A 23,096-nucleotide genomic window follows, 5' to 3' on the forward strand; every position below is an offset into this window, starting at 1 on the left:
ATAGCTTTTTATGCAGGAAATGTCAATTTTTATATGATGAGCTTACACCGTCTGTGCCCAGTTCAAATGAATCGTCATATTCTATATACCTTATGTTGTTTTCGATGGCTGTGCTTTCTGAATCTCCCTTGTACACAACGAAAACCTGATTGTTTTCTGCTGCCTTTTCAAGAATTTCCTTGAGCAGAGTCACTTCACGCTGGTCGTTGATGCTGCTAAGGCTGTTGTTCAGTGACAGGACCAGAACCTTGTCCTCGTAGTTCAGGAAGCTCTTTATGTTGTTCCACATTGTCGTGTTTGCAGCGCTCATGGTTCCGTTTGAAATTACACCGTCAAAGTACACAATGCTGCTTTCTTTTCCGCCGGATGTCTTGATTTCGCCTTTATTGTCAGAAATAACCAGCCTTTGAGCGTAGCTGGATACCGACGATGCTTTGAGGGAATCTGTGAACCTGGTTTCTTCCCTCAGTCCAAGTTCCTTGTCCTTGGGCTCATACATTATCCTCAGGTTGTCGATGTAAATTGTTCCCGAATCTTTTCTTGTCTCGTTGATTTCCGCCAGGTATATATTCTTGAGGGTAACCGGATATGCTGTTCCTTCAGGAATGAATGCTTCAACCCATTTCCATCCTGTCCAGTTGACTTCATCCTCAAATGTGATTTTTATCTGGTTTCCGTAAGCATCGGCGATTCTAGTCCTCAGCCAGTGGTTTTTGCCGTCTCCGTAAACCCACATTCCAATTGCCTTTGGCTTGTCTTCAAGCCTGATTCCTTCTCCGTCCTTGCCGAATTCAACAAAGGCTATGCTCTGGTCGGTCATTTTAGTGAAGTCATATTCCAGTTTGAGGGCATTGTTTCCTTCCTTTACAAAATCCTTTGTAATGGAAATGTTTCCGGAAGAGCCCTCAGGATACAGACTGAGCTTCAAATCGTCCAATTCCTCGAAGCGGTTTTGCGTCTTGAACCTGTAGCCAACTTTCACTATAATGTTTTTAACTGCATCGCCAAAGGTTGCAGTAATGGCTCCTGTGTTGCTGGTGTCACCTGCGGTGAATATTCCGTCAGTGACCTTGCCTACCCTGTTTCTATAGGTGTATGAAAGGTATTTTGCAGGAATGTAGGCTGTTTTTCCATCCTTGTCAATACCCACAGCGCTGCCCAGGTTGTAGGTGTCACCCTGGGATAGGACAAGGGTATCTACATCAAAACTGAGAGCAACCGGCTTGTCGAGAACCTCTATTTCAACGGTTCCTTCGGCGCTGCCCACAGCTGCCGTTATGACTGCTTTGCCTGATCTGGCCGGATAGAACACATTGCCCGAAACCTTTCCTGCTGTTGAAGGCTTCACGGTATATACGACATCTTTATCCTTCACATCAATAGGCGTATAGTATTCATTGTATACCTTTAGCTCAAGGGCAGTTTCCGTGTTGTTGAAAACAGCGCCTGAGGCAGCGGTTATTTCAATTTTGTTTGCATTGTCGCTGTCAGGAGAGTTGTTGAATACTCCAACCCCTGAAGCAATATTCCTTTCCCTTCCGTCGGAAGGAATGTTTACAACTGATATGGTTGAGTTTTTCAAAAAGTCCACTCCCATGGTGGTTGATCCGCCGCCGTCCATGTTAACGGCATTGTATGCACCAAGGTCAATCATTATCTGGGCAAGCTCCGTCTGCTTGACGCCTGTGTAATTTTTGTTTCTTCCGTCTATGGTTACCATTATCATTTCAGAGTTGTCCCTGGAAAAGCCGATGGCTGTTCGGGGGTTTGAACCCAGGACTTCATTGCTGGCCTCGTTGAACTGTCCGTCCTTCACAAGGTAATTCAGGGCTCCGAAGGCCCATTCAACGTCGCTTGTGCCGAAATCAAGCTCTATGTTAAGTGACACAGGATTTCCCGTCTGGAATGAGGAAAGCATCTGGTTTATGGTTGAAGCATTGGAGCTGGCAACTACATAGCCGTTTGAGGGTATTGCAGTTGAAGGCTGATTCTTTCTGACTTCAGATACCGTGCCGTCAACCACCACAACCTCCACAATGTCTTTTGTTGTGTATCCCGGCGTGGTGCCGTTCCACTGGGGTGTAAGGATTGTAGGTGCCCACTCAAGGGACGATGTCTTGTTGATTACGGTTACATCGAAGGCAGTTCCATCGGAACCGTAAAGCGTAATCTTTGGATTCCACACAGAAATGTCAACATTTCCGTTCAACAGCCTCGATACGGTAGGATAACCGTAGCTGTACGGCAGCGGCGATGTTATGAGCTTACCGTCTGCTATGAGAGGACCGTATGTGTATGTGGGGCTTCCCATGTAGAAAAAGTCTCCGTTAACTGCAGCCACAGCACCTGATGATTTCATCATGGAGCTTAATACGGCCCTGTTTGAAACTCCTTTTTCACTGGTTATGGGGTCCACGGACGTGTATTCATCCGTAAGGTCAGCCCTTACTACATTGATGTTCATCCATCCCAGGGAGGTGTACCTTTCAATTCTTTCATATGTAATGCCCGTAGAGAGCCTTGTTTCTTCCGTTAAGTCGTAGACAGTGTAGAAGCTGCTGGCATACGCCCTGGATGTCAGCATTAAGGCAACAGCTGCAGAGACTGCCGCTATCTTTTTAATATTCAAGCAAATCATTCCCTTCATTTTAGTGTCCATTCAATTATACCACAAAAATATAATTTATTAAGAATTAATTGAACAATCAGCTTAGCAAATTATAGAATTGCAGTATATATTATGACGCATTTTAATTATGAAAGTTCCAAATCAAATGCGGTTCTAATGATATAACAGGTAAACTTAACAAAAGTTCAGAGTTTATATTATTAGAATTGTCTAAATGGTTCCCTGCAAAAATCATCAACGATTGAGTTTTAATATTTAAAAATTATTTTGAAAAATTGTTACTTTTTTGATTTAAAACCGTCTATATAGTAAGGGATATTTAGAGGAGTGTTGAAGGCTGAAAATAAGTACAGTTGATAAAAAATATCTTCATAAACACGCTATATTTGGGAGGGAAATTGAATGTTTATCAATAAGATAGCGAAATGCATATATAGAAATATTGCATATGTTTTTTTGATTGTGCTGGTGATTGTTCTGTTTTTTCTTAATTTGGATAAGCAGAGCAGACTAAGTGGGAATATGGTAGGAACTTATGTTATGGGAGATGAAAAATCTGAAGATGCCGAATACTTTGTTCTTGATAAAAACAATAATTATTACAGGTATAAACAGTTTCAGTTCCTGGAAGAAGGAACATATGAGGAAATATACGACAATGTATTTGCTTTAAATGAGACTGAAAACAGATATATTGTTTATAATAATGAAGAGATTTATTATTTCGATTCCGATGGTGTCCGTTCTTATGGCAGGATAGCTGAAATTCCTTTATTCGTCAATGTACCTGACAGAAAGGACACAAAAACTGAATAGATGACGGTTAAACAGGCAGAATGTTAAAAAAGCAACGGATTTGAAGCATAGCAACGGATAAAAAATAATTTATAAAATAATTATATATTATTGACATTAAAAATAGTATATGCTATTATAAATCAAACTCCTTATCAAGAGTGGTGGAGGGACGAGGCCCGATGAAACCCGGCAGCCTGATTATTCAAGGTGCCAATTCCCGCGGATTTCCGAAAGATGAGGCTAACAGACAGTATGGACCTCTTCTGCGGAAGAGTTTTTTATTTTGTAGTTTAAACAGAAAGGATTTAAAAGATGAAGAAATGGTTATTTACATCTGAATCAGTTACAGAAGGTCATCCGGACAAAATGTGCGACCAGATTTCAGATGGCATCCTAGATGCAATTTTGGAACAGGATCCAAACGGAAGAGTTGCCTGTGAAACAGTTACTAAAACAGGTTTCGTCCTGGTAGCAGGCGAAATAAGCACAAACTGCTACATTGATATTCCAAAAATAGTAAGAAAAACAGTAGAAAACATTGGTTATGACAACGCAGAGTACGGATTTGACTATAAGACATGCGCCGTATTTACATCAATAGAAGAACAGTCACAGGACATAGCAATGGGCGTTAATGAAGCCGACGAATACAAGAAGGCTCACGTTGACACAAATGACATGATCGGTGCAGGAGACCAGGGAATGATGTTCGGATTTGCATGCAACGAAACTCCCGAACTTATGCCTATGCCAATATCACTGGCACACAAGCTTTCACTGAAGCTGTCTGAAGTAAGAAAGAACAAGACTGTTCCATACTTAAGACCTGACGGAAAAACTCAGGTAACAATCGAATATCACGACAACAAGCCTGCAAGAGTTGACACAATAGTTATTTCAACTCAGCACAATCCTGAAGCCGACAGAGAAACAATACAAAAGGACCTTATGGAGCATGTTATCAAGACAACTGTTCCTGCAGAGCTTCTTGATGAAAATACAAAGTACTTTGTAAACCCAACCGGAAGATTCGTTATAGGCGGACCGCAGGGAGACTCAGGACTTACCGGAAGAAAGATAATAGTTGACACATACGGCGGATACTCAAGACACGGCGGAGGAGCATTCTCCGGAAAGGATCCTACAAAGGTTGACCGTTCAGCAGCATATGCAGCAAGACACATTGCAAAGAACATTGTTGCAGCAGGACTTGCAGATAAGTGCGAGGTTGAGCTTGCTTATGCCATAGGAGTTGCTAAGCCGGTTTCAATAATGGTTGAAACTTTTGGAACAAACAAGATTGATGATGAAAAAATTGAACAGGCAGTTGCAGAAAACTTTGACTTAAGACCTGCAGCAATAATTGAAAATTTCCAATTGAGAAGACCGATTTACCAGCAGGTGGCAGCATACGGCCACTTCGGAAGAAACGACCTTGATCTTCCCTGGGAAAAGACAGACAAGGTTGAAGAGTTGAAGAAATACCTGTAAAATGAATACCCTTCGGGGTATTTTTTTTGCAGCAAATTAGCGGGCCTGTCCTGTACTCTTGACAGTTTGTCCTGTAGGTAGTACCATTCAATGGACAGTAAAATTTTTTTGGTTATAATAACAGGAAAGAGGTTATGTGTGGAAACAGTAAATGATTTTTCTAAGGGAAGCGTGGCAAAGCACATAATGGATATGGCTGTGCCCATGATTTTGGCTCAGCTGGTGAATGTTTTGTACAACATAGTGGACCGCATCTACATAAGCAGGATGCCGGGAGATGCATTCACGGCTCTTACGGGATTGGGAGTGTGCCTGCCTATAATATCAATAGTGGCTGCATTTGCCAACCTGTTCGGAATGGGCGGTGCTCCCCTTTGTTCCATAGAAAGGGGAAAGGGTAACTTTAAGGAAGCTCAGGACATAATGGGAAATTCCTTTGTGATGCTGGTTGCAAGCGGAGTTGTGCTTACTGCTGTGGGTATTTTGATAAAAAGACCGGTGCTGTACATGTTCGGAGCCAGTGACGCAACATTTCCCTATGCGGACAGCTATGTTACAATTTACCTTCTGGGCAACGTGTTTGTCATGATAAGCCTTGGAATGAACAACTTCATAAACTCGCAGGGTTTTGGACGAGTAGCCATGATGACGGTTGTAATGGGTGCTGTTTCAAACATAATACTGGACCCCATATTCATTTTTGCCATGGATATGGGTGTTGAGGGTGCCGCCTTGGCCACCATCCTGTCACAGTTCATTTCGGCTGTTTGGGTGCTGAAGTTTCTGACGGGTTACGACGCCATACTGACACTCAAGAAAAAAAACTTCAGGCTTAATTACGACAGGGTAATGAAAATCGTGGGCCTGGGAACATCGGGATTCGTAATGCAGATAACCAATTCCATCATTCAGATAGTCAACAACGCAACGCTTCAGATGTACGGAGGAGACCTGTATGTGGGAATTATGACCGTAATAAATTCCGTGGGTTCAATATTTTCAATGCCGGTCATGGGGCTGGCCAGCGGAGCCCAGCCGGTTATGGGGTACAACTACGGTGCCGGGAAGAACAGCAGAGTGAAAAGCTGCATCAAGTTTACCGCAGTTTCGGCAGTCTTGTACAACACATTCATATGGCTCATGATTGAAATATTCCCTGATTTTTTCATACGAATATTCAACAGCCAGCCGGAGGTGCTTGCAGCGGGAGTGCCGATGATCAGACTGTTTTTTGCATGCTTCTTCCTCATGGCTCTTCAGTCTGCGGGCCAGTCTGTGTTTGTGGCTCTTGGAAAGTCCAGGTATGCCATATTTTTCTCCATATTCAGGAAGGTTGTTCTGGTGATGCCTATGGTTCTTTTGCTGCCCAGGTTCTGGGGGCTTGGCATAAAGGGGGTATTCCTGGCGGAGCCCATTTCTGAGGCCGTAGGGGGAGCAGCTTGTTTCGGCACCATGCTTCTTACAGTGTGGAGAAGCCTGAAAGAGGACGAAGCTTAATGTTGTTATCATTTTTTTAAAACGGAGCAATATAGTGGTACTATATTATAAAAACGGAGAAGCAAATGATTGAGAGAAGTTCCGGAATTCTCCTTTCCGTAAGCAGCCTGCCGTCCAGGTACGGCATAGGAACACTTGGAAGGGAAGCGTACAGTTTCATAGACTTTTTGTGTAAGGCCGGCCAGAAATACTGGCAGATGCTTCCTTTGGGACCTTTATCCTTCGGAGATTCACCTTATTCGCCCTTTTCATCCTTTGCCGGAAACCCCTTGTACGTTGACCTGGAGGAACTGATTGATGATGGTTTGATTTCGGCCGGGGACTGCCGGGAGCTGGAAGAGGAATGCGACGGAAGGCCTGTGGATTACCAGAAGCAATTTCTTAAAAGGTACGATGTGCTGAGAAAGGCCTATGATAACTCCTGCTGCCGTGCGAATGCTGAAGGTTTTGCTTCGGAAAATGACTGGGTCAGTGATTATGCACTCTTCATGTCCCTTAAGTACAAAAATAAGCAGCTTCCCTGGCATAGGTGGGACTATGATGCGGCAGCAGGGAAAAAGGAAGCTGTTGAAAAGGCCCAGTCAGAATTAAAGGATGAAACTGATTTTTGGATATTCACACAGTTCTTATTTTACAAACAATATTTTAAGCTTAAGAACTATGCCGGGAAAAAAGGTATGCGCCTCATAGGGGATATTCCTATCTATTCAGCCATGGACAGTGCGGATGTATGGTGCCAAAGAAATGTTTTCTTAATTGGGGATGATTTGAAGCCGAGTCTCGTGGCCGGAGTTCCGCCGGATGCATTTTCATCAAAAGGTCAGCTCTGGGGAAATCCTGTTTATAACTGGGATTATTTAAGGGAAAATTCCTTTGGATGGTGGATGAAAAAAATAGAATGGTCCTTCAAGCTTTACGATGCTGTACGCATTGACCATTTCAGAGGCTTTGAACAGTTCTGGGCAGTACCTTTTCAGTCAGAGTATGCCGTGAACGGCAGCTGGATGAAAGCGTACGGAAACGAACTTTTTGAGTCTGTGGGAGAGAAGTACGGGAACCTGGACATCATAGCAGAAGATTTGGGTATAATAACCAAAGGCGTTGAAGACCTCAGAAACAAATTCGGATTTCCGGGAATGAAGGTTCTGCAGTTTGCATTTGACAACAACCCGAAAAATCCATACCTTCCGGAAAACTATGAGGAAAACTTTGTGGCATACACCGGAACCCACGACAACGACACTCTCAGAGGATGGCTCAGCAGGATGGACAATTCGGAAAAAACCATGGTTTTTGAAAAGCTTGGCATTGAAGGAGCTGCCTTCAGGGATGAAGAGGACATTCTATATGATATCATAGGCGCAGTTTCCAAAAGCAAGGCAAATCTCTGCATCATACCCATGCAGGATTACCTGTGCCTGGGGTCACAAGCAAGGATGAACACTCCCTCCACCCTGGGAGACAACTGGACATGGAGGATGAGAAAAGAAATGCTCACAGATTTGCTTGCAGGCAAAATAAGGGAAGTTGCCGTAACCAGTGGACGATAAAGAAACGAGTAGTGCATGTCGGACGTCCTTGCAGTTATATGATTACCGGCAGCCGCAATGTAAATTCTGTTCCGACACTAAGGCTGCTCTTCACTGTTATGTCTCCCTGATGCTGATGTATGATTTCCTGGGCAATTGACAGCCCCAGTCCTGTTGAATGATGCTTATCGATTCCGCTTACCCGGTAGTATCGGTCAAATATTTTGTCCAGGTCTTCAGGAGCAATTCCGACACCTGTATCAGCAATTGATATAAGAGCATTATTATCAGCGGATTTCAGCTCAACACTTACTTTACCCCCGGGCTTTGTGTAGTATATGGCATTGACAATTAGGTTTTGAAGTGCCTGCTCCAGACGAAACTCATCACCCCAGGTGACACATTCATTAACGATTTTATAACCAAGGGTAACTTCCTTTTTTTCGCTGACCACCGCACATGCCTGAACAACCCTGCTCAGAAGCTCATCCAGCGGCACCCGTTCAGTTTCCAGTATTACCTGTTTGTCTTCAAGTTTTGCCATCAGGAACAAATCGTCCACAAGGTGCTGAATGAAATCTAGCCTGTCCTTCATCACAGGAAACTCATGAGTAAGCTGGCCGGGAATTTCATTAACTCTTTCCAGACATCCTTTCAGAACGAAAAGCGGAGTTCGCAGGTCGTGGAATATGTTCATCATGAAAGTGTTGCGTTGTTTCTGTTCATTTCTCAATGCCAGTGTTCTTTCTGAGACTTTGGTTTCCAGCATTTGATTTGTCTGCTCCAGTTGCTTTGCAAGGGCTTCGGATTCAGAAAATTTTTCTGCAAACAGCCTGTTTATCAAAAACATGCAGCAGATGGCAAAAGGAAGGTTAAATAACTTCGAATAGCGCATGACTCTCAGAACATAACTTACCTGTGTCATTTTAACAGGAGAAACAGCCAAAAACAATCGCATTCCAAGACTTGTGGTATGACCAACCAGAAGCATCCATGCTCCTTTTTTGTGTTTGGCACAGGCATATACAAGTGCGGCAATGGAAAAAAAGAACAGGAAATAATAGTCTCTGAATGTTTTGGGTAAATATGTTTCAATGGCTGCCCATAATAAAAGTATGGTGATGACACCCTTACGGCTTAGAATCCAGTTTAATTTTCCGGGAAGTCTGGTGTCGAAGATCTTGAAGCAAATTACTATGTCCAGCAGTGCGCACCAGCCATAAGCGTGAGAAACCAACGGTTGAATAAAGCTCCAGTCCATATCCAAAAGCAGAGAGCTCAAACCCCAAAGGGTAAGAGCACCGGTGTAGACGGAGAACCATATTATGTATTTTTCGCTGGGTTTATTAAAATATAGAGACAATCCATACAGTGACATTATAAATGTAATACCAAGAGTAAATGCAAAAGTCATGTAATAGGCAGGAAGCGCAGTGGCAGCTCCGCTTGCTGTAGTCAGGTAAACGGGCTGATTGTAAGGATTGGTTTTGCCGTAAAACTCCAATTCCACAGTGTTTGTCTTTTTATCGTACCAGCCTGAATCAATCGTGATGCTTGAAAATCGGGAATAGTTAAAATCTGAAGAACGTGCGACAGCACTTCCGTTCACATAAATGTCATCGGGTATAAATCCGTATATCAGCGACAGAGGCTGATTTATATCTTCAACAACAATATCAAAGTAATATTTTTTTGTATTTGAATCCCATCTGTAACCGGTCAATGAGTATATTTTAGCTTTGTCTGACAGTGAAAATACTTGTCCGCTTCTAAGCGTATCAAAACTGTCGTTAAGTTTAACGCATGCTGCAAATGTTATAAATACTACAAGCATAAATACTGCTATAGGTTTAAAATAATTTTTTTTCATTTTACCCTCCAACAATTAAATGTTATACTATTAACATAATCTGTGTCAAGTAATTCTAAAAGAGGTATTGCAAATAAAAATTATTTTGTATATCATTTAATAACTGACAAATGATTAAAAATCATATAACAAAGAGGTGGATTTATGACCCGCGTACTATTAATTGAGGACGACCCACTGGTGGCAAAGGTGATTTTATACTATTTGGAACAAGCCGAAACGTACCAGGTTGTATGGGTGAAAACGGGAGGGGAGGCTTTTGCAAATGCACGGGATGACTTTGACGTAATATTGCTTGACATTCTCTTGCCGGACGTGGACGGTGTTGAGCTGTGCTCACGCATGAGAGAATGGCACGACTGTCCGATCATATTCATATCATGCCTTGACAGCAGCGATACTATTGTTCGTGCCTTGGAAAAGGGGGGCGATGATTTTTTGGCAAAACCTTTTGACAACAAGGTTCTTGAAGCAAGGATTCAAGCCAATCTCAGACGCTACCAAAAAAAAATTCAGCCTACCCAGAATCTGCTCCAGTGCAAGGGCTTTGTTCTTGATGCCAGACGGCATGTAGTTGTAAAACCTAAAGGAGAAATAAAGCTATCAGGCACTGAATTTAAAATTTTGTCGTTTCTGATGCAAAACAGCGGCAAGTACTTCACTCCAAAAGAACTTTACTTAAAAATATGGGGGGAAAAAAGCTATGGGGATACACGTACTGTAATAGTTCACATACATAACATACGTGAAAAGATTGAGGATAATCCGGAAAACCCGATGTTTCTTAAATTGGAATGGGGCAGGGGATATTATTTTGATTTGCTGGAAGAGTTTTCAGCAAGTCAATGATTAAGAAACAATTAATTTATTTTGTTAGACATATTAACATTTTTTAATTCCTTGAGACTTTTTGTACAAGTTTTGAGGATTTTTTGATTGCAAATTAATAAAAACTCAAAAAGCCTCGGATTAACGATAAATTTAGGATAAAAACAAAAATAATTATTAATTTCTATTTAACCACCTTTTTGCGAATGTTATGTTATTATTTTGACAAAAGATTTATAAAGGGAGGAAGTTAAGATTATGAAGTTAATTAAACTCAACAAAAAGGTGAAAAGAATAATTTCCGTGCTGCTGTGCAGCGGAATGATTTTATCTGCTGCGGGCTGTGCAAAGCAGGCTGAAGCACCAGTTGCAGAAGAAAAGCCAGTGCTTATAAACGGCAATTTTGAAGGTACTGCAGGAGGTATGCAGGGACCAATAACTGTAAGCATTACAGTTAAGGACAGTAAAATTACAGATATCGCTTTTATAGAAAATAAGGAAACTCCAAACGTTTCAGTGGTGGCGTTTGAGCGCATCCCAAAACAGATAATCGAAAATCAAAGCTTGTCAGTAGACACTGTGACAGGTGCTACCCTGTCCAGCTTTGGTATTATCAATGCAGTTGCTGAGGCAGCAAAGGCAGCAGGGCTGGATGTAGATGCCTTAAAGGCAAACAAGGTTGCGGCAACACCAAAAGATCCACAGACATGGGATACCGACGTTCTTGTAATGGGCGGAGGAGGAGCTGGTCTCACTGCAGCTATCAGCGCTGCTGAACAGGGCGCCAAAGTTATCCTTATTGAAAAAGGCTCCGTACTTGGTGGAAATACAATGATGGCAGGCGCAGCTTACAATGCCGTTGACACTGAAGCTCAAAGTATAATGATATTGTCTAAAGCACAAAAAGCCACATTGGATGGATATCTGGCACTTGATCCTGCTGATGCAAAGCTTAAGTTTGATGTCTATCCTGAATGGAAAGAAGTTTTGACAGAGCTGAAAGCTGATATCAATGCATTTTATGCAGCAAATGCAGGTAAAGAAGCAGGAACCGATATGCCGGGTTTTGATTCTGTCGCATTGCATATGTGGCACATTTATACCGGAGGACTCAGACAATTATCAGATGGAAGCTGGATAGCTCCAAAAGTTGAACTTGCAAGAGAATTAGCCCAAAGTGCACTTGATTCTTTTGTATGGATGGGAAGTGTGGGTCTTAATTCTTCTTATGGCAAGACAGCTCAATACGGCAAAGCCCCTGGTACTGGAACTGTTCTTGGAGCTATGTGGCCCAGAACACACAGTTTCATGTCTGGAGCTGAACGTATTCCTCAGCTTGTAAAGGTTGCCAAGGAAAAGGGCGTTGCTATATATACAGAAACCAGCGGTACTGAACTTTTAACAGATGCATCAGGCAAGGTAATCGGTGCAAAGGCTGAGCAATCAGATGGTACACAGATTACAGTAAATACAACAAAAGGTGTCGTTCTTGCCACAGGAGGATACGCCGCAAATGCTGCCATGGTTAAAGAATATGACAAATATTGGGGAGATGACCTTTCAGACAGAACCTTATCAACTAACCTGGGTACCAATGAAGGCGATGGAATAATAATGGCAAAATCAATCGGCGCTGATTTAACAGGAATGGAAGTTGCACAAATGATGCCTTCTTCATCACCTGTTAAAGGAACCATGACTGACGGCATCTGGGCAGATGCAGCAGAACAAATCTGGATTGACGGCAATGGCAAGCGATTTGTAAACGAATATGCAGAACGTGATGTTCTTGCAAAAGCTTCGCTGGCTCTTAAAGATAAAATTTTCTATATAGTATATGCTGGCAGAGGAAATGTTGGAAATCCAGAAGAGCTTATAAAGGGTACTGAATATGATGAACGTATTGCAGCCATGGTTGAAGGCGGACACATTTGGTACGGAAAAAATCTTGCCGAATTGGCAGAAGCCACAAAGACACCGGCAGCAGGCGTAGCTCCTGCATTTACAGAAGAGCAGCTTCGTGAAACTATTGAAAAATACAACAGCTACGTAGCAGCTCAAAAAGATGATGAATTTGGCAAAGAAGTATTATCCGGAGCAATTGATCTTGATTATATTGAATCTCATGACGAGGTGGGAATTTGCATAAGCCCAAGAAAAGCATCCTTGCATCATACAATGGGCGGTGTTGTAATAGACACTGAAACTCACGTTATTAACAAAGACGGAAACATTATTCCTGGTTTATGGGCAGCCGGTGAAGTTACCGGAGGTATCCATGGAGGTAACAGACTTGGCGGAAATGCCATAGCAGACATATTTACATTCGGCCGCATAGCAGGTATAAACGCAGCAGCCGGTAAATAACAAAGCTCTCCCTCTACAAATAAATAAAATAGCCGCCTGTATGGAATTAGGGCGGCTATTTGTTATATGCCGATAAATCTAGTAATCATTGTGCAGTACAAGATATTCACAGGATTTTAAGGTGAAGCTTTTGCTGATGGAGCTGTTGATATATTCTTTCATTTCATGTTTAAGTATCAAAGTTGTCTCTTCATCAGCAATGTTTACAGCTATAATTATCTTAGTGTCCTTTATGGACCTTTCAAATGCAAAGAAACCTTTTTCATGAACAAGGCATCTGTATTTTCCGTCTTTAAACACTTCGAAGCTCTCCCTGAGTTTTCCCATGAGCTTGTAATGATTTAAGATATCCTTGTTTTCATCTCCCCATGGGAAACACCTTCTGTTGAAGGGGTCTGTCCATCCCTGCATTCCTGCTTCATCTCCATAGTAGATGCAGGGAACTCCGGGAAGCGTCATCTGCAGAAGAACTGCTATTTTAAGAAGTTTGATTCCTTTCCTTTCTTCCTGGAGCGAAAGCTTCATGAAGGCCATTTCTTCCTTGTTTTCAGGAACCTTTGTGCTGCCCAGCACCGTCAGAATTCTGGCCGTGTCGTGGGTTCCCAGTATGTTCATCAGACAGTTCACAGATTCAGGAGGATATTTTTCCATTATGAAGCCCATTGTTTCATAGAGCAATCTGCAGTCACGATTTTTAAGGTAGTCTATTATGGCGTTTCTGAGCGGATAATTTGTTGCCGAGTCCAGCTGATTGCCGCAGAAGTACTGCTTCAGCTTTCCGTAGGCATACTTGTCTGAGGCGTCTTCCCAAACTTCACCTACGATCAGGGTTTCATGGTCAGCTGTTTTCACTGATTTCCTCAGTTTGTTTAAAAAACTGTCAGGAAGCTCATCAGCCACATCCAGCCGCCAGCCGCGGATGCCGCACTTCTGCCAGTGGTTCAGGATTCCATTTTCCCCTGTTATGAACTCCATATAATCATTGTTTTCCTTGTTGAGTGCAGGCAGGATCTTAATGTTCCACCAGCAGTCATAATCATCGTTCCATCTGCGGAAAGTATACCAGCCGAAATATGGGGAGTCCGTGCTCTGGAAGGCGCCTGTTGAGCTGTACCTGTTTTCCTTATTGAAGTATATGCTGTCTGAGCCTGTGTGGCTGAATACGCCGTCAAGTATTACAGAAATGCCGAATTTCTCAGCTTCCACGCAAAGTTCTTTAAGTGTTTCTTCCGATCCGAACATGGGATCAACCGACATATAGTCGCCCGTATCGTACTTGTGGTTGGAATGAGCCTCAAATATAGGCGAAAGGTATATGGCAGATGCTCCAAGGCTCTTAATGTAAGGAAGTTTCCTTATTATTCCCTCAAGATTTCCCCCGAAGAAGTCGTTGTTCTTGATTTCTCCTTTTTCATCGGGTATATAAAAAGGTGTATCGCCCCAGCTGCTGCGTATGATTATTTCATCATCCTTGTGCAGTATTCTTTCCCTGTAAAAGCGATCAACAAAGATATGGTAAATGATTCCTCCCCTTATCCAGTCCGGAGTGCTGTAGTTTTTTTCATGGACGATAAGTTGGTGAAGCTCCGTGGAGATGGCATTTTCAAGTATAAACGAAAAAAAGTAATTGCCGGGATCATCAATTGAAAATAAACATTTATACAAATCGAAGGTTTTTTCTGAAGCTACCCACTCCATGGGCTTTCTCATGAATGTTTCCTTTGTGTAATTGTGCCTTTTTTCTACCAGCACCTCCGGCAATGAGGAAAATGAACGCTTAACATGAATCTTCAGTGTAAGTATTTTTCCCGCTTCGATTCCGCCCTGAGGAAATCTGTAAAATTCCGATCGGCTGTCAAAAATATACATAACCACCTCTGAATATAAGGCAAATCCAAGATAAATCTCATCTATTTGCCCAACAAAGTATTTATTATTCTTTAATTTTCATCCTTAACCGGTTTCAATGCCCATATTTTTTCGCAATATTCCCTTACTGTCCTGTCGGAGGAAAAGATTCCTGCAGAAGCAATGTTCATCAGTGACATCTGATTCCACTTTTTCCTGTCATCATAATACAGGTGGGATGCTTTTCCGTGAACATCCATGTAGCCGTTAAAATCGGCAAAGCACATGTACGGGTCTCCAACGGCAGAACCGCCGAGAAGATATTTTGAAATGGATTCAAATGACTTTCCGTTGATTCCCTTGTTCAGGAAGTCGATTATCTTTCTAAGCTTCGGGTTTTTCTGGTAATACTGTATGGATGAATAGTTCTGGTTCCACAGTTCTTCGGCCTGGTAATCACGAAGACCGAACAGGAAGAAGTTTTCTTCCCCTGCTTCCCGGATAATTTCCACATTGGCTCCGTCATAGGTTCCAATGGTCAGTGCCCCGTTAATCATGAACTTCATGTTGCCGGTTCCGCTTGCTTCCTTTCCTGCCAGTGAAATCTGTTCGCTGATTTCTCCAGCTGGAATGATGGTTTCAGCAAGGCTCACTGAATAATTTTCAATAAAAACTACGCTTATGTATTTTTTGATGAATGTGTTCTTGTTGATGTAATCGCTTAAGGCAACTATGAGCTGTATTATTTCTTTGGCCCTGTAGTATCCCGGAGCGGCCTTGGCTGCAAAAATGAATGTTTCCGGAACCAGATCACCTGTGTTTCCTTCGTTTATGTCTATGATGAGGCTTATGATGCGCATGGCGTTTAAAAGCTGCCTCTTGTACTCATGAAGCCTTTTTGCTTGAATGTCAAAAATAGACTCTGTGTTCAGACTTATATGGTCATTTTTTAAAACGTGCTCCGCAAGCCGCACCTTGTTATGGTGCTTTATTTCCGAGAGTTTTTCAAGCACGGAGGAGTCATCTTTGTAATTTTTTAGAAGGCTGAGCTTTTCAGGTTTGAGGATGTACTCTTCCCCAACAAGTTCCACAAGCAGATCGTTAAGCATTGGATTTGCCTGAGTAAGCCATCTTCTGTGCGTAATGCCGTTTGTTACGTTTATGATTTTGCCTGGACTGTATTCATGGAATGGACGAAAAATGGTCTTTTTGAGTATGTCGGTATGAAGTGCCGCAACTCCGTTGACGCAGTGGCTTCCGCGAATGCACAGGTTTGCCATGTTCACCTTTCCGTATCCGAATATGGACATTTGAAGAGCTTTGGCTCTGTCGCCGCTGTACCTGCCGGCGGCTTCATCCATGAAACGTCTGTTTATTTCTTCCAGTATAATGTGAATTCTCGGAAGTTTTACCCTTACAATGTTTTCATCGAAGGTTTCAAGGGCTTCCGAAAGGACGGTGTGGTTAGTATAGGATACGGAGTTCACCACCTGGTGCCATGCTTCATCCCACGAATAGCCGTAATCATCCATGAATATGCGCATAAGTTCAGGTACAACCAATGCAGGATGGGTGTCATTTATGTGTATGGCCACCTTCCGGCTGAAATTGTCCAAAGTGTTATACCTGATTAAGTGTGCTTTGACGATGTTTTGAGCTGAAGCTGACACAAGGAAGTACTGCTGCTTGAGTCTCAGAATCTTTCCTTCGTAGTGGTTGTCGGAAGGATACAGAACTTTCGATATTGCCTCGCCCAGTGAATCCTCAGCCAATGCCCTTAGATAATCGCCCTGGGAAAAGAGGTTCATATCGATGCTGTTGAGGCTTCTGGATTCCCACAGCCTTAACAGGCTTACTGCGCTGCTGCCGTAGCCTGATATCATCATGTCATACGGTACGGCTTCAATCTGAGTTGGATGGTCATGGTGTATTTTAAGACCTTCATTGGTCCATTCCTCACGAATCTTGCCGTCAAATTTCACAACAACTCTTTCTTCTGTACGAGGGATAAGCCACACATCAGAAGTTGTCAGCCAGTCATCAGGAAGCTCCGTCTGCCATCCGTCTATAATTTTCTGCTTAAAAAGGCCGAATTCATACTTTATGGAAAAGCCCACCGCAGGATAGTCCTGAGTGGCAAGAGAGTCCATGAAGCATGCAGCAAGTCTGCCCAGGCCGCCATTGCCAAGGCCCGGGTCCTTTTCTATGCTGTACATGTCTTCAAGGGTTACCTTGTGCTTTATTAAAGCTACTGAAACTTCTTTCTCTATTTTCAAGTTGTACAGGTTGTTCTTCAGGGATTTTCCCAGCAGAAACTCCATGCACAGGTAATATACCTTTTTTCCCTCTGACCGGTTGACCTGATTTAAAAAGTCTTTTCTTTTTTTAAGGAGCAAATCCCTTATGACGATGCAAAGGGCTCTGTAAACCTGCACAGGGCTGGCAACCTGGGGCTCCGTATTCCAATACCGTGAAATCTCCTCATCGATGAGGATTTCCATCAGTCTGGCGTCAAAATTGTGTTCCTGCATTGTTATTCTCCTTGGTCTAATAGGCTCTGGTACATGTCGTAGTATTTTACGGCGGAAGATTTCCAGCTGAAATCAACGCTCATTACAGCCTCAACCAGTTTTGTCCAGTCCTCCTTGCGGGAGTAAACCCCCAGTCCTCTTTTGATGGTCTCTGCAAGAGCTTTAGCTTTGGGTTGTGAAAAGGTAAATCCGTTTCCTGTTCCCAGGCTGCAGTCATGTATGGAGTCCTTGAGGCCTCCTGTTTCCCTTACTATGGGCACCGTACCGTAACGGGAGGCTATCATCTGGGCTATGCCGCAGGGTTCGCTGATAGAAGGCATGAGAAAGAAGTCCGCTCCGGCATATATTTTCCTGGCCAGGTCAGAGTTGAAGTCAATTCTTACTGCAACCTTGTCGTGGTATCTGTCCTGTAGTGACTTGAAATAAAGCTCATACCCCCTGTCTCCCTTTCCAAGCACCACAAACTGGACCTTTTCCTTCAACACTTCCTCAACTGCGTGGACTATCAGATCAAAACCCTTGTGCTTCACCAGCCTGGATATGATAGCTATGACAGGTATGTTTTCATCCTGAGGCAGCCCTGCCAGCGACTGCAGGTTAAGCTTGTTAAGGTACTTGTTCTTTATGCTTAGGACGCTGTAGTTTTCAAACAAGGCCTTGTCATTTTCGGGATTGTAGAAATCCGTGTCTATGCCGTTAAGTATGCCTCGCATCTTGGATGAATTTCTGCTTATGATGCTTGCAAGGCCGTGAGCCACGCTGTCATCAAATATTTCCTTTGCATAGCTTTCGCTGACGGTGCTTATGATGTCGCTGGTTTCCAGGGCTCCCTTCAACAGGTTGATGGACCCGTTGTATTCTACGATGGATTTCTCCCTGCCGTACAGGTCGAATACATCTTCGGCTATATTCAAGTCGTAGATGCCCTGGTACTCAATGTTGTGTATGGTTATTACGGTCTTGATCTTGCCGTAACTGGTATAGTTTGCATACCTGGTTTTCAGGTAGACCGGCAGCAAAGATGTCTGCCAGTCGTTGCAGTGGATTACATCAGGAATGAAATCAAGCATGGGAAGCACGTTAAGAACTGCCTTTGAGAAATAGGCAAACCTCTCACCGTCATCGTAATGCCCGTAGCATTCATTTCTCTTGAAATAGTATTCGTTGTCGACAAAATAATATGTAACGCCGTCTGTTTTCTTCTTAAATATTCCGCAGTACTGCTGCCTCCACGCAAGAGGAACAGTGGCCTTTCCAACAAATTCAAATCCGCTTCTGTCCGTAATTTCCTGATAAAGCGGGAGTATGACCCTTATGTCAATATCGTCACTGTATTTTTCGGACAGTGCCTTGGGAAGAGAGCCTGCAACTTCTCCCAGGCCTCCTGTGGCAATGAAGGGGGCAGCTTCAGAAGCTGCATACAATATTTTAATAACACTCATTTCATCACTCCTATACTACAGAATGTTTTTTTATGAAGAAAGGACAGCTTGAATATCCCAAAAGTACTCTGTCATTGTTCACAAGGGCGTATGTGTCCGCAATTATTGAATCCAGCTGAGCATTTTCACCGATTGTACCATGCTGCATGATTATTGAGTTTTTAACCACAGCATTTTTTCCTATTTTCACATCCCTGAAAATTATGCTGTTTTCAACGGTTCCTTCGATTATGCAGCCGCTGGCAACCAGCGAGTTTTTAACCTTTGCGTGGTTAAGGTACTTTGTGGGCGTTGAGTCCTTTGTCTTCGTGTAAATCGGTCCTGTCTTAGAATAAAACAGGTTTTGCAGAACTTCCATATTCAAAAGCTCCATGCTGTTGTTGTAGTAGCTTTGCAGTGAATCTATGTGAGCGTAAAATCCACAGTACTCATAGCCGTAAATCCTTATGGAATGGACCCTGGAAGCCAGTACGTCATAGCTGAAGTCCTTGTAGTTGTGAGCTATAGCATCATATATCAATGATTCCAGGAATTCCTTGTTCATTACCCATGTATTGAGACCGACATTCTGCGTCCCTTTTATTACTGGATAAACCAGTATGTCAGCGGCACGCCCGTCATCATCGAATTCATAGACAATCTTGTGGACAGAACTTGTTTTGTCCAGAGGGTACCTGGTATAGACAGCCGTAATGTCGGAATTTTTTTCCTCGTGAAATCTGATTACATCCTTGTAGTTTATGTTGTAAATCATGTCGCTGTCAGAGAGCACCACATATTTTTCCCTTGAAGCTGTTATGTAGTCAAGAACACGTTTAAGTGCGTCAAGCCTTCCGTTAAAAAGACCGTGTCCTTCTCCCATGGCGTAGGGAGGGAAAATCAGTATGCCTCCTTTTTTTCTGGACAGGTCCCAGTCCTTGCCCGAGCCTACGTGTTCCATGAGGGAGCGGTAGTTGCTTTTTGTGATTACGCATATTTTATTCATTCCCGAGTTAACCATGTTGGACAGGGGAAAATCTATGAGTCTGTACCTTCCGCCGAAGGGTATTGCAGCAACCGAGCGGTGAGACGCAAGTTCCGTCATGCTCCAGTCCTGCATGTCTGAAAATATAATTCCTAAAGTATTGTTCATGTTATCCCTCCCTACATGTTATTGATTACGCTGTCGCGGGGTATTACAGTGATGTTGATTCCTGTGCCCTTAGGAGTTCCTATTTTAAGGCTGGGCCCGATTTTCACCATTTCGTCTATTATGGAGTAGTTCACAGCCGAACCTTCTTTTATTTCCACGTCAGCCATAACTACGGAATCCTTAACCACCGCATTTTTGTTTACCTTCACACCCGAAAATATTACTGAGTTTTCCACTGAGCCCAGAATAACAGCCCCTTCTGAAACTATGGAGTTGGTTATGGAGGCATCGCCGCTTATGTATTGGGGAGGCCTTTCTTCATGCCTTGAATAAATGACCCAGTCTCCCGACAGGTCAAAACCGTCGTCTCCCAGAAGGTCCATATTGGCTTCCCACAGCGACTCGATTGTCCCCACGTCCTTCCAGTACCCGCAAAACTCATAGGAGTACATTTTTTCTCCTGCTCTTAGCATTGCAGGAATCAGGTCCTTGCCGAAATCCTTGGATGAATCAGGGTTGTCGTTGTCCAGATATAGGTATTCCTTGAGCTTTTTCCATGTAAACACGTAAATTCCCATGGATGCGTGGGTGCTCTTGGGCTTCTTTGGCTTTTCCTCAAATTCTGTGATTCTTCCGTCGCTGTCTGAGCTTAAGATTCCAAAGCGGGACGCTTCCCTGATGGGAACGTCGATGACGGAAATGGTGCAGTCAGCTTCCTTTTCCTTGTGAGCCCTTATCATGAGAGAATAGTCCATCTTGTATATGTGGTCTCCTGAAAGCACAAGCACATACTCGGGGGCATACTGGTCGATGAAATCTATGTTCTGATAAATTGAATTTGCAGTTCCCGAATACCATTCAGAATCCCCCACCCTCTGGTAAGGAGGAAGTATTTGAATACCTCCGTACAGCCTGTCAAGATCCCAGGACTTTCCGTCTCCTATGTATGAATTCAAAATAAGCGGCTGGTACTGCGTAAGCACGCCTATGGTGTCAAGGCCGGAGTTCACGCAGTTGGACAGCGCGAAATCAATTATCCTGTACTTGCCCCCGAATGGCACAGATGGCTTTGCGATTTTTTTAGTGAGAGCTCCCAGCCTGCTTCCCTGCCCGCCGGCCAGAAGCATTACAACACATTCCTTTTTAGCTAATTTCATATACATTACCTCCCCCATTGCTGGATTTAAACTTTTCGTCTTTTTTCAGAAATATGGCTGAAAGGGGCGGCACGGTCAGCGATATGTATGAATCGTACCCGTGTGTGCTTCCTTTATAGGAAACCATGCTTCCAGGGTTGTTCGTGCCGGTTCCTCCGTATTTCTCTAGGTTTGAGTTGAAAACTTCAATATATGTTCCATTGTCGGCTCCTATATGGTAATCATGCCTTTCAACCGGCGAAAAATTCACGATAGCAATCAGTTCTTCCTTTTTTTTATTGATTCGTTTAAACGAGATTATATTTTGTTCGTAGTCGTCGTTGGATATCCACTTGAAGCCTTCCCACGAATAATCCACCTCCCAGAGCTGCGGACAGCTTAAATAAAACTCATTTAAATCCTTAATATATATGCTTAGTTTTTTGTGATATTCATATTCTGTCAAAAACCACTCAACTTCTTTATTGAAGTCCCACTCTGAAAACTGTCCCACTTCATATCCCATGAAGTTCAGTTTCTTGCCCGGGTGGGCTGTCATGTAGCCCAGCAATGTTCTGACGCCGGCAAACTTTTCCTCGTATGATCCCGGCATCTTGTCCAGTATAGATTTTTTTCCGTGTACAACCTCGTCATGGGACAGAGGAAGGATGAAGTTTTCGCTGAAGGCGTAGTGCAGCGAAAACGTGATGTTTTTGTGTTTGTACTTCCTGTAAAATGGGTCTGTCTTCATGTATTCAAGCATGTCGTTCATCCATCCCATGTTCCATTTGAAGTTGAAACCAAGGCCTCCCAAGTACACTGGCTTGGTGACCATTGGCCATGCAGTTGACTCTTCGGCAATCATCATGGTGCTGGGGTACATGCTGAATACAGTTTCATTAAGTTTCTTCAAGAATTCAATGGCTTCCAGATTTTCGTTTCCGCCGTAAATGTTCGGTTTCCATTCTCCTTCCTTCTTATCATAGTCAAGGTAAAGCATGGAGCTTACAGCATCGACCCTGAGACCGTCAACATGGTATTCTTCCAGCCAGAACACGGCATTTGAAATTAAGAAAGATTGTACCTCTGATCTTTTGTAATTGAACTTGTGCGTTCCCCAGCTTATATTCTCCCTTTGCTGAACATCCGCATACTCATAGAGGAAGCTTCCGTCAAATTTGTAAAGACCGTGATCATCCTTGGGAAAATGCGCCGGAACCCAATCAAGTATGACGCCGATGCCGTTAAGGTGGCACTGATCTATGAGATATTTCAGTCCGTCAGGATTCCCGAAGCGCCCGGTGGGTGCGAAGTAGCCAGTAACCTGGTATCCCCAGGAACCGTCAAAGGGATGTTCCATGACAGGCATCAGCTCGATGTGGGTGAAAAAATTCTTCTTAACGTGGTCGATAATCATAGGTGCAATTTCTTGGTATGAGTAAAGGTTTCCATCCTCCCTGCGTTTCCAGGAGGAAAGATTGACCTCATATATATTTACGGGAAGCTGGTATATGTTGGTGCTTTTCTTGTATTCCAACCAGTTTTTGTCATGCCAGCAGAATTTGCCTCCGTTAAAGATGATAGATGCTGTTTCTGACCTTGACTGTGAGAAAAAGGCGTAGGGGTCTGATTTGTAGAGAAGGCTGCCGTCTTTTGAGGTTATGATGTATTTATACATATGGCCTTCCTTGAGATTTGGTATGAAAAGCTCCCATATGCCTCCTTTGGAAATACGTTTCATCATGAAGGAATCACTTTTTTCCCAGGAATTGAAGTTTCCTGCCACGTGGACGCTTTTTGCTTCCGGAGCCCATACCCTGAAAACAACTCCCGATCGGGACTCATCCTCTTCCGGGTGAGAGCCCAGCAGTTTATAGGAATAATAGTTCGTTCCCTGGTGGAACAGATAAACCGGCAGGTCATTTTCAGTCATAATTACGCTCCTGTATGTTTTATTTTTATTTTACCGCAGAATTTTGAAATATACATGAAAATTAT

14 protein-coding genes and 1 riboswitch are annotated in these 23,096 nt (G+C 43.1%); of the genes, 6 read left to right on the forward strand and 8 right to left on the reverse strand.

The features are described 5' to 3' along the window. Positions 1–22 precede the first annotated feature (22 nt). Positions 23–2,659 carry a phosphodiester glycosidase family protein gene (locus AAGU76_RS16370; protein WP_342486598.1) on the reverse strand — a complete coding sequence of 879 codons (2,637 nt, stop codon included), beginning with the start codon at positions 2,657–2,659 and terminating at the stop codon, positions 23–25. A gap of 510 nt (positions 2,660–3,169) precedes the next feature. Here AAGU76_RS16370 and AAGU76_RS16375 point away from each other — a divergent pair. From AAGU76_RS16375 to malQ, 4 genes are all read left to right on the forward strand, one after another. Further along, a complete protein-coding gene (locus tag AAGU76_RS16375; protein WP_342486599.1) occupies positions 3,170–3,445 on the forward strand; it encodes a hypothetical protein in 276 nt (91 codons plus the stop codon). Between the two features lie 128 nt (positions 3,446–3,573). Next, positions 3,574–3,668, forward strand: a riboswitch (SAM riboswitch). 71 nt (positions 3,669–3,739) lie between these two features. Continuing rightward, positions 3,740–4,918: a methionine adenosyltransferase gene (gene metK / locus AAGU76_RS16380; RefSeq protein WP_342486600.1), complete on the forward strand. Its 1,179-nt coding sequence runs from the start codon at positions 3,740–3,742 to the stop codon at positions 4,916–4,918. 186 nt (positions 4,919–5,104) lie between these two features. Next, positions 5,105–6,415, forward strand: coding sequence for an MATE family efflux transporter (locus AAGU76_RS16385; protein ID WP_342486628.1), 1,311 nt, complete (start codon positions 5,105–5,107; stop codon positions 6,413–6,415). A gap of 65 nt (positions 6,416–6,480) precedes the next feature. Further along, the gene (gene malQ / locus AAGU76_RS16390) at positions 6,481–7,965 is read left to right on the forward strand and encodes a 4-alpha-glucanotransferase (protein WP_342486601.1); all 1,485 of its coding nucleotides are present in this window, start codon (positions 6,481–6,483) and stop codon (positions 7,963–7,965) included. 34 nt (positions 7,966–7,999) lie between these two features. On the opposite strand, the gene AAGU76_RS16395 is transcribed toward malQ, so the two are convergent. Further along, positions 8,000–9,814, reverse strand: a complete 1,815-nt coding sequence (locus AAGU76_RS16395) for an ATP-binding protein (protein WP_342486602.1) — start codon at positions 9,812–9,814, stop codon at positions 8,000–8,002. A 144-nt stretch (positions 9,815–9,958) separates the two neighbouring features. On the opposite strand from AAGU76_RS16395, the gene AAGU76_RS16400 reads away from it, so the two are divergent. Then, positions 9,959–10,663, forward strand: a complete 705-nt coding sequence (locus AAGU76_RS16400) for a response regulator transcription factor (RefSeq protein WP_342486603.1) — start codon at positions 9,959–9,961, stop codon at positions 10,661–10,663. A gap of 237 nt (positions 10,664–10,900) precedes the next feature. Continuing rightward, positions 10,901–13,009 carry an FAD-dependent oxidoreductase gene (locus tag AAGU76_RS16405; protein WP_342486604.1) on the forward strand — a complete coding sequence of 703 codons (2,109 nt, stop codon included), beginning with the start codon at positions 10,901–10,903 and terminating at the stop codon, positions 13,007–13,009. A gap of 78 nt (positions 13,010–13,087) precedes the next feature. Here the strand turns inward: AAGU76_RS16405 and AAGU76_RS16410 are convergent, their stop codons facing one another. The 6 genes from AAGU76_RS16410 to glgB form a co-directional block, all read right to left on the reverse strand. After that, positions 13,088–14,878 carry a glycoside hydrolase family 13 protein gene (locus tag AAGU76_RS16410; protein WP_342486605.1) on the reverse strand — a complete coding sequence of 597 codons (1,791 nt, stop codon included), beginning with the start codon at positions 14,876–14,878 and terminating at the stop codon, positions 13,088–13,090. A gap of 71 nt (positions 14,879–14,949) precedes the next feature. Further along, on the reverse strand, positions 14,950–17,388 hold the full coding sequence (locus AAGU76_RS16415) for a glycogen/starch/alpha-glucan phosphorylase (RefSeq protein ID WP_342486606.1): 2,439 nt from the start codon (positions 17,386–17,388) through the stop codon (positions 14,950–14,952). A 2-nt stretch (positions 17,389–17,390) separates the two neighbouring features. Further along, positions 17,391–18,830 carry a glycogen synthase GlgA gene (gene glgA / locus AAGU76_RS16420; RefSeq protein ID WP_342486607.1) on the reverse strand — a complete coding sequence of 480 codons (1,440 nt, stop codon included), beginning with the start codon at positions 18,828–18,830 and terminating at the stop codon, positions 17,391–17,393. Positions 18,831–18,840: 10 nt separating this feature from the next. After that, positions 18,841–19,962, reverse strand: a complete 1,122-nt coding sequence (gene glgD, locus AAGU76_RS16425; protein WP_342486608.1) for a glucose-1-phosphate adenylyltransferase subunit GlgD — start codon at positions 19,960–19,962, stop codon at positions 18,841–18,843. 11 nt (positions 19,963–19,973) lie between these two features. After that, positions 19,974–21,119: a glucose-1-phosphate adenylyltransferase gene (locus AAGU76_RS16430; protein WP_342486609.1), complete on the reverse strand. Its 1,146-nt coding sequence runs from the start codon at positions 21,117–21,119 to the stop codon at positions 19,974–19,976. After that, a complete protein-coding gene (gene glgB, locus AAGU76_RS16435) occupies positions 21,106–23,031 on the reverse strand; it encodes a 1,4-alpha-glucan branching protein GlgB (protein ID WP_342486610.1) in 1,926 nt (641 codons plus the stop codon). The genes AAGU76_RS16430 and glgB overlap by 14 nt, the downstream gene beginning before the upstream one ends. Positions 23,032–23,096 lie beyond the last annotated feature (65 nt).

Origin of the sequence: Sedimentibacter sp., from assembly GCF_038562225.1 — a bacterium.
In the GTDB taxonomy this organism is placed as follows: Bacteria; Bacillota; Clostridia; order Tissierellales; family Sedimentibacteraceae; genus Sedimentibacter.

Excerpts from the sequence above, each read along its gene's own strand:
- malQ (WP_342486601.1), top strand. The coding sequence starts at position 6,481 with ATGATTGAGAGAAGTTCCGGAATTCTCCTTTCCGTAAGCAGCCTGCCG.
- AAGU76_RS16395 (WP_342486602.1), bottom strand. The coding sequence starts at position 9,814 with ATGAAAAAAAATTATTTTAAACCTATAGCAGTATTTATGCTTGTAGTA.
- AAGU76_RS16400 (WP_342486603.1), top strand. The coding sequence starts at position 9,959 with ATGACCCGCGTACTATTAATTGAGGACGACCCACTGGTGGCAAAGGTG.
- AAGU76_RS16375 (WP_342486599.1), top strand. The coding sequence starts at position 3,170 with ATGGGAGATGAAAAATCTGAAGATGCCGAATACTTTGTTCTTGATAAA.
- AAGU76_RS16410 (WP_342486605.1), bottom strand. The coding sequence starts at position 14,878 with ATGTATATTTTTGACAGCCGATCGGAATTTTACAGATTTCCTCAGGGC.
- AAGU76_RS16370 (WP_342486598.1), bottom strand. The coding sequence starts at position 2,659 with ATGGACACTAAAATGAAGGGAATGATTTGCTTGAATATTAAAAAGATA.
- AAGU76_RS16405 (WP_342486604.1), top strand. The coding sequence starts at position 10,901 with ATGAAGTTAATTAAACTCAACAAAAAGGTGAAAAGAATAATTTCCGTG.
- AAGU76_RS16415 (WP_342486606.1), bottom strand. The coding sequence starts at position 17,388 with ATGCAGGAACACAATTTTGACGCCAGACTGATGGAAATCCTCATCGAT.
- AAGU76_RS16430 (WP_342486609.1), bottom strand. The coding sequence starts at position 21,119 with ATGAAATTAGCTAAAAAGGAATGTGTTGTAATGCTTCTGGCCGGCGGG.
- glgD (WP_342486608.1), bottom strand. The coding sequence starts at position 19,962 with ATGAACAATACTTTAGGAATTATATTTTCAGACATGCAGGACTGGAGC.
- glgA (WP_342486607.1), bottom strand. The coding sequence starts at position 18,830 with ATGAGTGTTATTAAAATATTGTATGCAGCTTCTGAAGCTGCCCCCTTC.
- glgB (WP_342486610.1), bottom strand. The coding sequence starts at position 23,031 with ATGACTGAAAATGACCTGCCGGTTTATCTGTTCCACCAGGGAACGAAC.
- metK (WP_342486600.1), top strand. The coding sequence starts at position 3,740 with ATGAAGAAATGGTTATTTACATCTGAATCAGTTACAGAAGGTCATCCG.
- AAGU76_RS16385 (WP_342486628.1), top strand. The coding sequence starts at position 5,105 with ATGGATATGGCTGTGCCCATGATTTTGGCTCAGCTGGTGAATGTTTTG.